Annotated in this window: 15 protein-coding genes and 1 pseudogene; 8 read left to right on the top strand and 8 right to left on the bottom strand. The window is 67.2% G+C overall.

The annotated features are described in order from the left end of the window. Positions 1-31: 31 nt before the first annotated feature. From dnaB to QM721_RS00340, 6 genes are all read left to right on the top strand, one after another. Complete coding sequence (gene dnaB / locus QM721_RS00365; RefSeq protein WP_415117843.1) at positions 32-1,396, top strand: replicative DNA helicase; 1,365 nt, start codon at positions 32-34, stop codon at positions 1,394-1,396. A gap of 270 nt (positions 1,397-1,666) precedes the next feature. After that, positions 1,667-2,005 carry a nucleotidyltransferase domain-containing protein gene (locus QM721_RS00360; protein WP_415117841.1) on the top strand — a complete coding sequence of 113 codons (339 nt, stop codon included), beginning with the start codon at positions 1,667-1,669 and terminating at the stop codon, positions 2,003-2,005. Between the two features lie 57 nt (positions 2,006-2,062). Next, entirely contained in the window at positions 2,063-2,245 is a 183-nt protein-coding gene (locus QM721_RS00355; protein WP_415117839.1) for a hypothetical protein, read from the top strand. A gap of 334 nt (positions 2,246-2,579) precedes the next feature. Beyond that, positions 2,580-3,662 (top strand): Fic family protein, encoded by a 1,083-nt coding sequence (locus tag QM721_RS00350; RefSeq protein ID WP_415117837.1) that lies wholly within the window; start codon positions 2,580-2,582, stop codon positions 3,660-3,662. Positions 3,663-3,669: 7 nt separating this feature from the next. After that, positions 3,670-4,890 carry a type I restriction endonuclease gene (locus QM721_RS00345; protein ID WP_415117835.1) on the top strand — a complete coding sequence of 407 codons (1,221 nt, stop codon included), beginning with the start codon at positions 3,670-3,672 and terminating at the stop codon, positions 4,888-4,890. Next, positions 4,887-5,486 carry a class I SAM-dependent methyltransferase gene (locus QM721_RS00340; protein WP_415117833.1) on the top strand — a complete coding sequence of 200 codons (600 nt, stop codon included), beginning with the start codon at positions 4,887-4,889 and terminating at the stop codon, positions 5,484-5,486. Before QM721_RS00345 ends, QM721_RS00340 begins: the two co-directional genes overlap by 4 nt. Positions 5,487-5,650: 164 nt before the next feature. Here QM721_RS00340 and QM721_RS00335 read toward each other — a convergent pair whose 3' ends face one another. Then, the gene (locus QM721_RS00335) at positions 5,651-6,898 is read right to left on the bottom strand and encodes a type II toxin-antitoxin system HipA family toxin (protein WP_415117831.1); all 1,248 of its coding nucleotides are present in this window, start codon (positions 6,896-6,898) and stop codon (positions 5,651-5,653) included. Between the two features lies 1 nt (position 6,899). Next, positions 6,900-7,169, bottom strand: coding sequence for a helix-turn-helix domain-containing protein (locus QM721_RS00330; protein ID WP_415117829.1), 270 nt, complete (start codon positions 7,167-7,169; stop codon positions 6,900-6,902). A 270-nt stretch (positions 7,170-7,439) separates the two neighbouring features. Here QM721_RS00330 and QM721_RS00325 point away from each other — a divergent pair, with 270 nt between their 5' ends. Next, complete coding sequence (locus QM721_RS00325) at positions 7,440-8,744, top strand: GH25 family lysozyme (protein WP_415117827.1); 1,305 nt, start codon at positions 7,440-7,442, stop codon at positions 8,742-8,744. A gap of 330 nt (positions 8,745-9,074) precedes the next feature. Continuing rightward, a complete protein-coding gene (locus QM721_RS00320; protein ID WP_415117825.1) occupies positions 9,075-9,782 on the top strand; it encodes a hypothetical protein in 708 nt (235 codons plus the stop codon). Here QM721_RS00320 and QM721_RS00315 read toward each other — a convergent pair. The 6 genes and pseudogenes from QM721_RS00315 to QM721_RS00290 all read right to left on the bottom strand — a co-directional run bounded on the left by QM721_RS00315 (position 9,740) and on the right by QM721_RS00290 (position 14,220). Next, positions 9,740-10,918: a DNA cytosine methyltransferase gene (locus tag QM721_RS00315; RefSeq protein WP_415117823.1), complete on the bottom strand. Its 1,179-nt coding sequence runs from the start codon at positions 10,916-10,918 to the stop codon at positions 9,740-9,742. The two genes, QM721_RS00320 and QM721_RS00315, sit on opposite strands and share 43 nt — an antisense overlap. Positions 10,919-11,015: 97 nt before the next feature. Further along, positions 11,016-11,324, bottom strand: a complete 309-nt coding sequence (locus QM721_RS00310) for a TOBE domain-containing protein (RefSeq protein ID WP_415118024.1) — start codon at positions 11,322-11,324, stop codon at positions 11,016-11,018. A 333-nt stretch (positions 11,325-11,657) separates the two neighbouring features. Further along, positions 11,658-12,032: pseudogene (locus tag QM721_RS00305) on the bottom strand (ATP-binding cassette domain-containing protein); the annotation flags it as partial. Between the two features lie 53 nt (positions 12,033-12,085). Then, complete coding sequence (locus QM721_RS00300) at positions 12,086-12,856, bottom strand: ABC transporter permease (protein WP_415118022.1); 771 nt, start codon at positions 12,854-12,856, stop codon at positions 12,086-12,088. 89 nt (positions 12,857-12,945) lie between these two features. Further along, complete coding sequence (modA, locus tag QM721_RS00295; RefSeq protein WP_415117821.1) at positions 12,946-13,722, bottom strand: molybdate ABC transporter substrate-binding protein; 777 nt, start codon at positions 13,720-13,722, stop codon at positions 12,946-12,948. 96 nt (positions 13,723-13,818) lie between these two features. After that, the gene (locus QM721_RS00290; protein ID WP_415117819.1) at positions 13,819-14,220 is read right to left on the bottom strand and encodes a TOBE domain-containing protein; all 402 of its coding nucleotides are present in this window, start codon (positions 14,218-14,220) and stop codon (positions 13,819-13,821) included. Between the last annotated feature and the right edge of the window lie 179 nt (positions 14,221-14,399).

Genomic DNA, 14,399 nt, shown 5'->3' with positions numbered 1-14,399 from the left:
ATGCAGCAGCCGTTCAAGGCACAGGAGGGTCATGTCGCTCGCGTCGCTTCCCCCGTACGAGGAAGACCCTCGCGAGTTCGGCGCGCCCGATCGCACCCCGCCGCAAGACGTACAAGCCGAGCAGTCGGTGCTCGGCGCCATGCTGCTCAGCAAGGACGCGATCGGCGACGTCACCGAGGTCGTCCGGGGCCGCGACTTCTACCTGCCCAAGCACGAGCAGATCTACGAGGCGGTCATCGATCTGTTCGGCCGCGGCGAGCCGGCCGACGCCATTACGGTGGCCGACGAGCTGGCCAAGCGGGGCGAGCTGGGCAAGATCGGCGGGCACATCTACCTGCACGACCTGCTGCAGATGGTGTCGATCGCGTCGAACGCGAGCTACTACGCCGAGATCGTCAAAGAGAAGGCGATTCTGCGCCGGCTGGTCGAGGCATCGATCAAGATCAGCCAGATGGGTTACGCCGGCGGCGGCGAGGTGGCCAGCATCGTCGACCAGGCGCAGCAGGCCATCTACGAGGTGGCCGAGGGCAAGACCTCCGACGACTACGAGCCGCTGAGCGTGCTGATGGAGCGCACCCTCGACGAGATCGAGTCGCTCAGCCAGCACGGCGTGATGGCCGGAGTGCCGACCGGGTTCATCGAGCTCGACGATCTCACCAACGGCCTGCACCCGGGCCAGATGATCATCATCGCGGCCCGGCCCGGCATGGGTAAGTCGACCCTGGGGCTCGACCTGGCCCGCGCGGCGTCCATCAAGAACAAGCTGACCAGTTGCTTCTTCTCACTCGAAATGGGCAAGTCAGAGATCGTGCAGCGACTGATCTCGGCCGAGGCCGGAGTGCCGCTGAACCACATTCGCAAGGGGCAGATGGGCGACGACGACTGGCAGCGGATCGCCCGCAAGACCGGTGAGGTGTCCAGCGCCCCGTTGTTCATCGACGACTCGCCGAACCTGACCATGATGGAGATCCGGGCCAAGGCCCGCCGGCTCAAGCAGCGGCACGACCTGAAGCTGGTGATCGTCGACTACATGCAGCTGATGACTTCGGGCAAGAAGGTCGAATCGCGCCAGCTCGAGGTGTCCGAGTTCAGCCGCCAGATGAAGCTGCTCGCCAAGGAGCTGAGCGTGCCGGTGGTGGCACTCTCCCAGCTCAACCGTGGCCCCGAGCAGCGCACCGACAAGAAGCCGATGCTCTCCGACCTGCGCGAATCCGGATCGCTGGAACAGGACGCCGACATGGTCATCCTGCTGCACCGCGCCGACGCCTACGACAAGGACTCCGACCGGGTCGGCGAGGCCGACTTCATCGTCGCCAAGCACCGCAACGGCCCGACCGCGACCATTCCGACGGTCTTCCAGGGTCACTACAGCCGGTTCGTCGACATGCAGCACTGAGGTGGCAGTGGGCCTTAGGTACGGATGTTCGCGGACCGCTACCGATTGTCCTTAGGCCAACGAGGTCCACACCTCTCGCCTACTGAGTCATTCGGTATGCCGAACACCACTCAGCATTGCTCATGCTGCTTGACTCCCCTGCGAAGTACCCAGGTCGGTGAATAGCCGCGCGCACCTCAGGCGCTCGCGCAAGTTCCCTTGCCCCATCGACGTGCACGCACCTAGCTGGCAACGCTGCTCTCCGCAGCCGATGCGGGCGCGCTGACCGTCTTGGCCCGGACTGAGGGCGCGCTGCCTGGGCGACGGGTCGCCGAGCTCGCGGGCGCCAACCACACCTCGACCCTGCGCGCACTAATCCGGCTGGTCACCGAGGGCGTGGTGCTCGTGGAGCCCGCCGGGCGAGCCAACCTCCATCGGCTCAACCGTTCGCACGTGCTCGCCCCTCTGATCCTCGCGGCGGTCGACGCCACCGCCGCCGTCCAACGCGGGCTGACCGCCCAGATCAACGACTGGATGATCCGCTGCCTCCATGCGGCGCTCTACGGGTCGCTTGCTCGGGGTGAGGCCGGTCCGCAGTCCGACATCGACGTCCTGGTCGTCCGGCCCTAGGGTCTTTCCGCTGCTGACCAGGAGACCTGGGACTCTCAGCTCGCGCAGACCGAGGCCATGATGCACGCCCTCACGGGCAACGATCTCTCCTGGCTGGACACCACAACGACCGACCTGCGTCGGGCCCAGGCTGCCGACGAACCGATCTTCCGGTCGTGGCGCGATGACGCCATCCTGCTCATAGGCCTGCCTCTGTCCCAGCTGCTCCGTGGCACCGGCACGACCGACGAGGGTCGCTGATAGCCACCGAGCGGCTCCGGTCCGGGACCGCGGCCAACGCCGAATCATCGCCACCGTCACCGGCGAACTCGACGTCACTACCGCCGGGGCGCGCCGCGCCGCAGTAGGAGCCGACATGTTAAGTTTTCGCCGATTTGACTAACATGTCTGCGGAACATGTCCGCTGACCTGACAGATGCGACGACGTCGGACATGAATCACAGTTGATCCTGTGGAACAACCGTGATCCACGGCCACCGCCCCGTCGCCCACGCCCTTCCTGACGAAGCGTCAACGTGTTAGGTTTCTGAGCAATACTTAACACGTCTCCGCGACGTGTCCGGAAAGGTGACATATGCCATGGGCTGCCAGCGTCCCTAACAACGACTTGCCCGCTCTCCCACCCCACGACATCGACCTTGAGCCCAAACCCGTCCTCAAGGCCGCCATCGAGGCTCGGGCTGCAGTGGCGTCCCTGGCGCAGGCCGGCAAGTTACTGCCCAACCCGGGCGTCTTGATCCACGCGGTCCCGCTGTTGGAAGCCCAGGCCAGTTCTGAGATCGAGAACATCGTCACCACTGCTGACGAACTGTTCAAGCACGCCGAGTCCGGCGGCGGCGACCAGGCCACCAAAGAGGCGCTGCGCTATCGAAACGCCCTGTTCGCAGGGCTGAGTGCGATCCGCGAGCGGCCGCTTACGGCCGCCACGGCCGCGCAGATCTGCTCCGCCCTGCACGGTCATGAGATGGACGTCCGCGCCGTCCCAGGTACCCGGATCGCCAACCCCGCCACTCAGCAAGTGATCTACAGCCCGCCCGAGGGTCGAGATCTGATCCGCGACAAGCTCTCGGCGTGGGAGAAGTTCATCCACTCCAACGAAGACCTCGACCCCCTGGTGCGGATGGCTCTGGCGCACTACCAGTTCGAGGCGATCCATCCATTCCATGACGGCAACGGCCGCACCGGGCGCGTGCTCAACATACTGATGTTGATCGAAGCTGGGCTGTTGAGCGAGCCGATCCTCTACCTGTCGCGAGCCATCATCCAGACCAAGAACGACTACTACCGGCTACTGCTGGCGGTCACGGCCGACGGCGCTTGGATCGACTGGATCGTGTACATGCTTGAGGCGGTCCGCTCATCGGCCGAATCGACCCAACGCAAGATCGGAGCCATCCGGACCTGTCAGGACGAAATCGCCGAGCGTGCCCGGGCAGCCTCGCCGGGTGGACGGGACGCCCGCTTCCTCAACGTGCTCTTCGAGCAGCCGTACTGCCGGATCAACACGGTGGCGGAGCGCTGCGAGGTGTCTCGTCAGACGGCCTCGGGCTGGCTGCACGCCCTCGTCTCCGGCGGCCTACTCACCGACCTCAAGGTCGGCCGCGAGGTCCTATTCGTGAACCATAGATTCCTCGACGTACTCACCCGACCGGAGTAGTCACCCCATGACCATTGCCAAAGAGCTCGCCTTCGAGACGAACATCGAGGCGCACCTGCTCGCGGACGGCTGGCACTCACTGCCACCGGCAACCTATGACCGGAAGGCCGGTGTCTTCGGCGAGGAGGTCATCGCGTTCGTCCAGGCGTCGCAGCCCAAGGCGTGGCAGCAACTCGTGACCCGGCACGGCGGTGAGGCAACGGCGCGGGAGAAGTTCCTGAAGGTCGTTGTCGGCGCCATCGACCATCGCGGCACGATCAGCGTGCTGCGGTCGCCAGTGAAAGACTCGGGCGTAAGCGTGCGGCTGTGCTATTTCAAGCCGGCCAGTGGCCTCAATGTTGAACAGGCCGAGAGGTACGCGGCGAACCGGCTCAGCGTCGTCCGCCAGTTACACCATTCGGAGTCGAACCCGGCGGACTCGCTCGACCTGACCTTGGTGGTCAACGGGATTCCGGTGGCGACGGCAGAGCTGAAGAACCCGCTGACCCACCAGAGCGTCGAGAACGCGATGGCGCAGTACCGCGCGGATCGGAATCCGAACGACCTGATCTTCCGCGCACGGACCTTGGTGCATTTTGCCGTTGACCCGCACCGGGTGGCGATGACGACGCGGCTGGCGCGCCAGGAGACGGTGTTCCTGCCGTTCGACCAGGGCAGCGGCGGCGCCGGTCACATGGGCACGGCCGGCAACCCTGCGGTGAAGTCGGGGTACCAGACGTCGTATCTGTGGGAGCAGGTGTGGCAGCGCGACGCGTGGCTCGATCTGCTCGGGTCATTCATCCATGTCGAGGGTAACCGGGTGCTGTTCCCGCGGTTCCACCAGTGGCATGCGGTTCGCGCGATCCTGCAGGCGACCTACCACGACGGTGCGGGAGTGGACCGGCTGGTGCAGCACTCGGCAGGCTCGGGCAAGTCGAACACGATCGCGTGGAGCGCCCACGCGTTGTCGCGGTTGCATGGGCCGGACGATGCCCCGATCTTCGACAAGGTGGTGGTCATCACCGACCGGAAGGTGCTCGATCGCCAACTTCAGGACACGGTGGCCGGGCTGGAGCACACACCAGGCACCCTGGATCAGCTGCACTCATCGGAGCCGCGGCCGAGAACTGGAGACCCGCGCCGTTCAGCTCAGCCCGATGACACCTATACGTTCGACCTGGGTGCCCCTATGCCGAGCGATCGTACGGGCGCCCGCAGCCCGCGCGGAACGGTGCGCGGCCAGACATGACTCTGGACGTCGTCCGCACCGCATATGCGGCCAGATCCGCGGAGTACATCGCCCTGTTCGGCCGCGTCGACCAGGTGGCCGAGATCGATCGCGACTTCATCCTGGCCTGGGCGCTGGGCCTGCAGGGGCCAGTGCTCGATGTCGGCTGCGGACCCGGTCAGTGGACACATCTGCTCAGTGGCGCCGGTGTGGACGTCGAGGGTGTCGACCCGGTGCCCGAGTTCATCGACAGCGCCCGGGCCAACTACCCGTCGGATCGCTACCGGGTCGGTCGCGCCGAGAACCTCGGCGTGGGCGACGCGGCCCTGGCCGGCGTCCTCGCTTGGTATTCGCTCATCCACACCGAACCCGAGCTGATCGACGTGCCGTTGGCCGAGTTCGCCCGTTGCGTCAGGTCCGGTGGTGGGCTGGCACTCGGCTTCTGTACCGGAGCACGACTTGAGCCCTTCGAGCATGCGGTCACCACCGCCTACTTCTGGCCCATCGATTCTTTCGCGGCTCGGGTGGAGGCCGCAGGTTTCACGGTGAGCCGGACGGCCACCCGCACCGAGCCGGGCGCCCGTCCGCACGGCGCTCTGTTGGCGATCCGGAGATAGGTGCCTGAACCACGCTGGTTGAGGTTTCGAGGGACCTGCTCGGCCGCGCCCCGTCCGAGGTCTCGACAGGCTCGACCAACGTTGGATCAGCGCTCCACCAGTTGCTCCAACGCCTGCACGCAGGTCCCGGTCTTTGCGAAGTGGACGTCATGATCGGCGCGTCTCTACCAGCCTCGCAGGACGGACTCACACTGCTGCCGCACGGCTGCCAGCATCCGCTCGCGAAGTCCGGTGGCAGTGGACGAACGCGACAGTGGGACTTCGGCGAACGCGTCACGCAGGGCATCGGGAACTCGCCGCGCGAGGTCGTGGACGATGCCCAGCACCCGGTCGCCGTCCAGCCGGGCCTGGTTGGCCAGCTTGACCCAGTGGCGATCGCGGACGAACCCGAACCGGCGTTCGCCACCGACAGCGATCGGAAGCTCCATGGCCAGCCCTTCGTAGGGGAAGCCGGAGGCGACGTCATACAGCGGCGCCAGCCGCACCATACGTCCGACCAGCAGCACCGAGAGGTTCTTGGCGTGCGCATCCGTGCCGCCGATCAGGTAGTTGAACGCCTGGGCGACCACGAAACGCTCGCGGTCACGTCCGGCGGCGTTCTGCGACAGCACCCTGAGGATCGCGGCGGCACCCGGCCCGCCGTCCGTCTCGTACTTCTTGTCGGGCGGCACCGACAGCGCCTGGCACAGGTCCTCCTGATGGATGCGGACCACGTCACCCTGCGCGTCGGCACGCCGGTCGTAGCGCTGCACGACGATAGCCGGAAGGGATTCGAACTCGGTGTATTCCGATGCGGCCATGTCGAGCCCCAGCGCGCGGCCGGCGCACATGCAGACGTGTTCATTGAGTGCCTGATCGAACAGTTCGGGGATACCCGGCTTGATGATGTGCGTGCTGGGCGTGGCGCCGCCCGGCTCCGACCATCCACCGCGCGCATCGCGATGGAGTGCGAACTTCGCCTGCGCGCCGGCCAGCGACCAGCGCTCCGCGGGCGCGATCCAACTGCGCATCGATCCGTCCAGCACCGATCCGATCCGGCGAGCTATCTCCGACTCCTCGACCCGTTCCAGGCTGCCGGGACGCGCCAGCGCCTCCTGCACTCGGTCCGGCTCGCAGAACTGCACCGCACCGGCACAGTCCAGGCCGGCGTGCCGCAACAGCGCAAACGGGTTGTTGCCGGACACGCCTAACTCGCGACCCATCGCAGCACGGACGTCCGGCCGATCGGGCAACAACCCATTGAGGTAGGGCTCGACCACACGATTCCCGTGCCGTCCGGCCTGGATCGGCATCGAGAGCGAGACGGGCGTATTGCCCGGGGAGACCCCGTAGTGAAGGCTGCGATGGCCGTGACCCTCGACCAACTGGGCGACCTGGCGTCCGTAGAGCAGCACCGCGAGTTCGCCGGGCACGTCAGCCGTCCCCGAGCAGGGCCAACAGTTCCGCCTCTTCCGGGGAGGGCTCGGGGGACGGGACGACCTCCACCGTCATCCCCAACGCCCAGAGCACATCGAAGATCTTCGAGACCTCAGCACCCACGTTCTGCCCGTTCTCGAACATCACCAGCCATCTGGTGGAGATGCCGGCCGAAGCGGCGAGCTGCCGCTGGGTGAGGCCCCGGTCGCGCCGCAGCCGCCGGACGGCCGCACCCAACTGCGAGGGCGTCGAGACCTGCATAGTCATAATGTGATCATACCTGCACATCTGTGAAAACGCACATACCTTCACTTTCACAAGAGTGCAGGCGCGCGCACCTGCTGAGGTGACCGCCCAGCCACGCTCGCAGGCGTCCACGAAACCCGGCCGAGCACCAACTCGGCTGTGCCTTCCTGCCCGCGGCACCACCTCTCGGCGAGAACGGAAGTCAACCTCGACTTCAGGGCTCGATTGCCGCGCCGTGCGGGCGGGTGATTGTCTAGGCCACACCCCCCCCACAACCGAAGGCCTTTGATGATGACCGCTGCCGCACTCCGCGCCGCCCGCACTCTCGGCGCCGCCGCTCTCACTCTCGCGCTGACCGGCGGCCTGCTCACCGCCGTCGTCGCAGCCCCGGCGAAAGCCGCGGCCACGGCGTCCGCCAAGGCCGCGGCCAAGGCGAAGAAGACCACCATCACCACCCAGCCGAAGAGCGCCACGATCAACCGCTACGGCACCAGCACCAGCGTCACGCTCAAGGTCAAGGCATCCGGCACGAGGCTGAAGTACGCCTGGCAGTCACGACCGGCGTCCGGGTCGTGGAAGAGCATCACGAAGGCAACCAAGTCGTCCTACAGAGCCACCTCCAGCACGTGGGCCACCGGCACCAGATTTCGAGTGAAGGTCAAGGGCGCCAAGGGCACGGTGACGTCGAAGACCGCGACCCTGACGGTGCGGCAGCCCAGCAAGACCCCCGCCAAAGACGCCGCGAAAGCGTTCGGCCTCAAGGGCCTCAGCCAGGGCGTCGACCTGTCGTCCTACCAGTACGTGCCGTCGGCCCGGGTCAAGCCGTCCGTACTGGCGGAGTGGACGGGCAGCAACGGGTTCGCCTTGCTGCGGCTCGGCGGCAGCGGCCGTCCGATCAACCACAGCTACACCGACGCCTGCACGAACGCCGCGCGCTCCACCGGCAGCACCCCGGCGGTGGCCGACTGCGCCTACGCCACCCTCTCCGATCAGGTGAAGGCGGCGGGGCTGCGGCAGGGCGCCTACTGGTTCAACGGCTGGACCACCAGCGTCGACACCAGCCCCGGCAATCTGTTCGCCGGCAGCTTCACGCCGGCCAAGACGGCCAAGCGTTTCGCCGCCTGGTTGAAGGCGGACGGCAACTACTCCAAGACGAGCACCAACCCACTCGTGATCGACATCGAGCCGGGCGGAACCTACACCAAGACCGCGAAGGGCAAGAAGTACACCCAGAAGCTGCGGGCCTGGACACCGGCTGAGGCGACGCGGTTCCTCACCACGCTCAAGGCACTGCTGATCGCGGACGGCTACCAGGCGAACCTCTACGTGTACCTGGGTGCCAGCGCGACGGAGCAGCGATCGCAGGGCGAGTACGTGTGGTCCGACGTCGCCGACATCGCCCGGCTCTGGGTGGCCTCCTGGGGCACCGACAACGGACGGGTGCCGAGCAGCCTGCCCCGCGTCGGACCCTGGGCCGACAAGGGCGGGTGGTCGATCTGGCAGTACACCAGCAATCTGCGGATCGCCGGTGACGGCGTCGGCGCACTGGACGGCAACCTGGCCACCGCGGACGCCTGGACGCCACTGGATGACTGACGGCTGCCATTCCAGTCACGCTGCGGTTGCGCTGCGGCGCACCGGAACCGTGCCGAACGAATCGGGCCACGTCCCGTGAAACACTGATTTCTCGCCGGTCGAGCTCGTCGAGACCCCCACCCGAGTGCTCTCAAGTTTCTCGCCGGTCGAGCTCGTCGAGACCCCCACCGGAGTGCTCTCACTAGGGATTTCAACAAACTCAACTCGCGCTAGGCGCATTGGTCAGCGCATCCCTGTTCCGAGAGTGGACTCCAGCCACGCGTGCGGCAGCACCACCTGCGTGGGGACAGATCCAGAGCGCGACCGCGATGGACGTGAAACGATCATCCCGTGCCGGTACAGGACGATGCACGTGAGAACCAGATGGTGCAGCTTTTCAATCTGGCGGTTCCAGAGGACCGTGGCAGAGGAGACATCGACGCCTATCTGAACATCGACGGGCGGGTAGTCCCGTTCGAGCTGAAGTCCACGACCAGCGGCTCGGTATCGACCGTGCGCGACTTCGGACCCGATCACATCCGCAAGTGGCGCGACGGGCTGCACTGGTTGTTCGCCTTCTACAACCCGGACGGCACCAAGCTGAAGTACTGCACCAAGCTGAAGTACTGCACGTATGCGTCCCCGGACGACATGGAGCCGTGGATCGCGGCAAGGGAACGCTACGTCCTGCCCGACATTCGGCTGGCGGACTCCCTTCCCGCGCTCGTCACCAGAGACATGGTGGAGACGATCCTCGGCCGCAAAGACACCTACGCGCGGGAGGATGCTCGTTGGGTCATGAAGAACCAGTGGCGAGCCGCGGACTACCGCGAACAGCAGGACGTCGCCGACGGATACTCACCGGAACGGATGACCGAGATACTCCAACAGCGTGCCCGCTACGTCATCCTTCGTGGCGCAACGCTCAACAACCCGCACATTGAGGCCGGCTACTTCGACCGGTTCGAGAGGATCACCGAGGAACACGCACGGCGAGTGCGTGAACTCGTGCGAGGCTACTTCGCCAAGGCGGCAGCCACCGACGACGCCACCGCATAGGCGACCGGCGGCGCTACTGAGTTCCCGATCTGCCCCAGCTGCATGTACGTAGCGCCCGCGAACCGCCACGAATCGGGGAAACCCTGCAGCAGCGCCACATCCGCCACCGCGAGCCGGAAATGCCCATTCTTGGCGACGAAGGCCCTCGCCGCCTCCCTGGTGGCTGCGACCCCGTTGGGCCACACCTGTAGAGCTTCGAACCGCTTCTGAGCCGACACGCTGTTGAGGATTGACGTGGTGTGGCGAGGCCCGGTCAGCCCGCTACGGATCGTCGGAGACACATCGTCGTGGCCGATGTCGGGCAGGCCCAGTGCTTTTCTCACGCCCATCACCTCAGGCAAGCCGTTCGGCACACCACCCGGCCTGAGGTAGCGGGCCCGAGGCTCCACCCAACGAGCCTCCAGCGCCTTGGTCCGAAATCCAAAGAACACTACCCGACGCCTCACTTGAGGAACGCCGAATTCGTACGCCTGGAGGATCACCCGCTGGATGCGATATTGCCTCCCGAGCGGCTTGATGATGGTGCGGTCGACGTAATCGGAGAACGTCGAAGACGCCAGCGCCGCGACGTTCTCGGCTACGAAGATCTCGGGCTGCACCTCACGGACGGCCCGCACGAACTCGGGCCACATGTCGCGAGGGTCTGCCGCGCCGCGCCGCTTCCCCGCATTGCTAAACGGTTGGCACGGCGGCCCGCCGTGGACGACCGCAACACTGCCGCGGTACCGCAGCCAATCGACGTCTCTCACGTCGCCCGCCGCGCCGCCGTGGACAACCCACGACGGACGATTGAGCCGCAAGGTGGCAGCGGCATCCCGCAGGATCTCCCACGAACCCCCGTGTGTGAACCCGGCCAGATCAAAGCCCAAATCGAGGCCGCCTCCGCCGCTGAAGAGCGACAGGGTGGTGAGTCCGTTCGGGTCGCAACTCGGCATCAGGGTGAGCGGGTCGAACCGTGGTCGATTCACCTCGTGAACCGGCTCTTCGCCCGTGCCTGCGAGCGCTGCCTGCCGAGCGAGCCTGGACGCACGCGATCGCTGCCGGAACACCTCACGCTCCTCCTCCGTGAGCGACCAAGGCTCGTGCAGCGGGTCGGTCGACTTGATCCGGCTCGGGACGTACTCGGCGGTGCTCACTGAGTCACCGTAACGTCTCGCGACGTTCTTGCCCGCTTGACTCGCCGCGCAGACAATGCTTCAATCGAACACATGTTCGACGCCTGGCTCAGCCCTGCTAGATGGCGAACAGCGTTGCCGCCGCAGCCTTCACCGCGAAGATCACCTCGCGCCCGGGGTAGAGGTCGAGTTCGGCGACCGCGCCCAGGGTGATGTCGGCGGCCAGCAGATGCCCGTGGCGATCATCGCCACGCACCCGCACCAGTTCGCCGCGCGGCTCCAACTCGGCGATCACGACCGGGAGCGCGTTGCGCGGGCTGCCGTGCGGCGGCTCGGTGAAGATCGACACCGCGCTGGGTGCGAACACGACCGCGGCCGGCACACCCGGCGGGATCGGCTCATCGCCCTCGCGGAGCACCCCCGCCATCGCCAGCCCGGCCGAGTCTCGCACCGCACCGGCGTCGAACCGTCCACGAATCAGGTTGAGCCCGGCGATCCGGGCGGTGAACCCGGTGCGCGGGTGCCGCAGCACCTCGTCGGTCGGGCCTTGTTCAACGACCCGGCCGTTCTCCAGCACCACGATGCGATCCGAGAGCAGCAGGGCATCGAGCAGGTCGTGGGTGACGATGATCGTCGACCGGCCGGCCAGCACCTGGCGCAGCACCCGGCGCAGCAGCGGGGCGACCGCCACATCGAGGGCAGCCATCGGCTCGTCGAGCAGCAGCAGCCGCGGTTCGGCGGCCAGCGCGCGCGCGATCGCCACCCGCTGCGCCTGCCCTCCCGAGAGCTGGGACGGGCGGCGTCCGGCCAGGTCGGGCACCCCGACCCGGTCGAGCCAGGACCGCGCCGCGTGATGCGCCTCGGCCCGGCCGCGACCGGCCGCGCGCGGCCCGAAGGCCACGTTGTCGAGCACGCTCAGATGCGGGAACAGCAGTGCGTCCTGGGCCAGCAGCGCGACACCCCGGGCGGGTGGCGGCTGCCAGCGGCGCACGCCGACCCCCAGGTCGAAGAGCAATTGACCACCCAGCCGGGCCCGCCCCCCGTCGGGTCGCAGGGTGCCGGCCAGAATGCTCAGCAGGGTGGATTTGCCCGACCCGTTGTGGCCGAGAACCGCCACCCGCTCGCCGTCGGCGACCTCGATCGCGGCGTCGAAACCCCGCGCGGCCAGGGTGGCCTGAAACTCCAACGTCATGCCCGGCTCCAGCCGGCGATCCGGGCCGTAACCAGGGTGACCAGCACCGAGACCACCACCAGTACCAGCGACAGCGCGATCGCCGCGTCGGGGTCGGTGACCCGCTGCAGGTAGATCTCCAGCGGCAGCGTCCGGGTGACCCCCTGCAGGCTGCCGGCAAAGGTGATGGTGGCGCCGAACTCGCCCAAGGCGCGGGCGAACGACAGCACGGCGGACGAGGCCAGTCCGGGCAGCACCAGGGGCAGGGTGACCCTGCCCAACACCGTGGACGGCCGGGCGCCCAGCGTGGCGGCGACCACCTCGTAGCGATGCCCGACGCTGCGCAGAGTGCCCTCCAGTGACACCACCAGAAACGGCAGCGCCACGAAGGTCTGGGCCAGGACCACCGCAACGGTCGAGAAGGCGATCTGAATGCCGAAGAGGTCCATCGCCGGCGCCAGCAAGCCCCGGCGTCCGAAGGTGTAGAGCAGCGCGATGCCACCCACCACGGGTGGCAGCACCAGCGGCAGGAGCACCACCGAGCGAATCAGTTGCTGGGCCGGGAAATGCTCCCGGGCCAGCACCAACGCCATCGGCACCCCGAGCAGCAGGCACAGCAGGGTCGCTGCCGACGAGGTCTGCAGGCTCAACTGCAGCGCCGCCACCGACGACTCGCTGGTGAGCACCTCGCCGAACCGTGCCCAGTCCACCCGGGTGGTCAGCGCCACCAGCGGCAGCACCACCAACAGCGCCCCCACCGCGGCAGGCAGCCACACCCAGCGGGGCAGCCCCGAATAGGTGCGGACCGCCGGGGTGCGGGCCACTCGGGTGCGGGGCGCGCGCACTGGCCGGCCCGGGGTGGTGGACGGATGCACCGTCAGCTGGTGGGGCCGAAGCCGGCCTTGGCGAGCACCTGCTGCCCGGCGTCGCTGAGCACCAGGTCGACGAAGGCCTGGCCGAGTTGCTGCTGCGATCCGGTCTTGAGTGCCACGATCGCGTTGCTGTTGATCGCCTTCGACGACTCGTCGAAGGGAATCCCCTTCACGGTGGCGCCGGCGGCAATCACGTCGGTGCGGTAGACCAGCCCGGCATCGGCCTCACCTGCCTGCACCTTGGCCAGCACGTCGGTGACGGCCTGCTCCTCGCTCACCGGCGCAAGGGTGGTCTTGGTGGCCTGTTCGATCGTCACCGTCGCAGCTCCGCACGGCACCGCCGGCGCACAGACCACCAGCTTCAAGCCCTTCTTGGTCAGGTCTTTCCAACCGCTGATGCCGGCCGGGTTGTCGGGCGGAACCGCGATCTCGAGTTGATTGGTGGCGTAGGTCGTGGGCTCGGCGGCAGCCAGGCCCGCAGCCGTGACGGTGGTCATATTGGCCGCGTTGGCCGAGGCGAACACGTCGGCGGCCGCGCCCTGGGTAATCTGCTCGGCCAGGGCCTGCGAGCCGGCGAAGTTGAAGGTGACCCGCACGCCCGGGTGCGCGGCTTCGAAGTTCGCCCCCAGGGTGGTGAAGGTGGTTTTCATCGACGCCGCCGCGAAGACCGTGACGGTGGTGGTGGGCGCGGCGGTGCCAGTCGACCCGGCCGAGCACCCGGCCAGGACTGCGGCAACGACAAGGGGGGCGGCGATCCGGCCGATGGTGGCGGTAGTGCGCATGGCGTTTTTCCTCTGTGCTGACGTGATGGGATTGGTGTGCCTGGCCGGGACGGGTCACGTGAGTGAAGACAGACCCTTCGGCGTAAGGACCGTTGGTCAGTCGGGGTGCGGAACCTCGACGATCACGGTGGTGGCCTTGACGATCGCGACGGCAACCGAGCCGGGCTCCAGCCCAAGCTCACGGACGGCCTCGGTGCTCATCAGCGAGACCACCCGATGCGGCCCGCATTGCAGTTCGACCTGCGACATCACCGGGTCGGAAAACACCCGGGTAACCAGACCCACGAACCGGTTGCGGGCCGACCGAGCAACCTCGGACGGGTCGGGAATCGGGCGCGCCAGCGAGGCGGCGAACTCGGCCAGCACCCGTCCGTCGATCACCTTGCGGCGGCTCGCATCGGACTCGACGGGCAACTGCCCCGAGTCGATCCAGCGCCGCACGGTGTCGTCACTCACCCCCAGGTAGGTGGCAGCGTCACGAATCCGTAGTTTCGTCATGCGCGCAGGCTATTGCTTCGCTATTGCGGAGCAATAGCCTGATTCGACACGCGAAACGCAAACGCAACCTCGGCAGTGCACTCGAATGCCGCACGCCTGCCTCGGCACTGCCGTCGTCGCCCCCTCGGCTCTCGAAGAGTTGCACCCCCGAGGCCTTGACCCATCGGATCGACGCAACC

The sequence above is a fragment of the Micropruina sp. genome, assembly GCF_047602085.1.
Lineage (GTDB): Bacteria > Actinomycetota > Actinomycetes > Propionibacteriales > Propionibacteriaceae > Micropruina.
The sequence above is the reverse complement of the archived record's forward strand: the minus strand, read 5'-3'. Positions and strand labels throughout refer to the sequence as shown.

What these genes read in the sequence shown, in the direction of transcription:
- dnaB (WP_415117843.1), top strand. Translation starts at nt 32, where the DNA reads ATGTCGCTCGCGTCGCTTCCCCCGTACGAGGAAGACCCTCGCGAGTTC.
- QM721_RS00355 (WP_415117839.1), top strand. Translation starts at nt 2,063, where the DNA reads ATGATGCACGCCCTCACGGGCAACGATCTCTCCTGGCTGGACACCACA.
- QM721_RS00350 (WP_415117837.1), top strand. Translation starts at nt 2,580, where the DNA reads ATGCCATGGGCTGCCAGCGTCCCTAACAACGACTTGCCCGCTCTCCCA.
- QM721_RS00345 (WP_415117835.1), top strand. Translation starts at nt 3,670, where the DNA reads ATGACCATTGCCAAAGAGCTCGCCTTCGAGACGAACATCGAGGCGCAC.
- QM721_RS00340 (WP_415117833.1), top strand. Translation starts at nt 4,887, where the DNA reads ATGACTCTGGACGTCGTCCGCACCGCATATGCGGCCAGATCCGCGGAG.
- QM721_RS00330 (WP_415117829.1), bottom strand. Translation starts at nt 7,169, where the DNA reads ATGACTATGCAGGTCTCGACGCCCTCGCAGTTGGGTGCGGCCGTCCGG.
- QM721_RS00325 (WP_415117827.1), top strand. Translation starts at nt 7,440, where the DNA reads ATGACCGCTGCCGCACTCCGCGCCGCCCGCACTCTCGGCGCCGCCGCT.
- QM721_RS00310 (WP_415118024.1), bottom strand. Translation starts at nt 11,324, where the DNA reads ATGGCGGGGGTGCTCCGCGAGGGCGATGAGCCGATCCCGCCGGGTGTG.
- modA (WP_415117821.1), bottom strand. Translation starts at nt 13,722, where the DNA reads ATGCGCACTACCGCCACCATCGGCCGGATCGCCGCCCCCCTTGTCGTT.
- QM721_RS00290 (WP_415117819.1), bottom strand. Translation starts at nt 14,220, where the DNA reads ATGACGAAACTACGGATTCGTGACGCTGCCACCTACCTGGGGGTGAGT.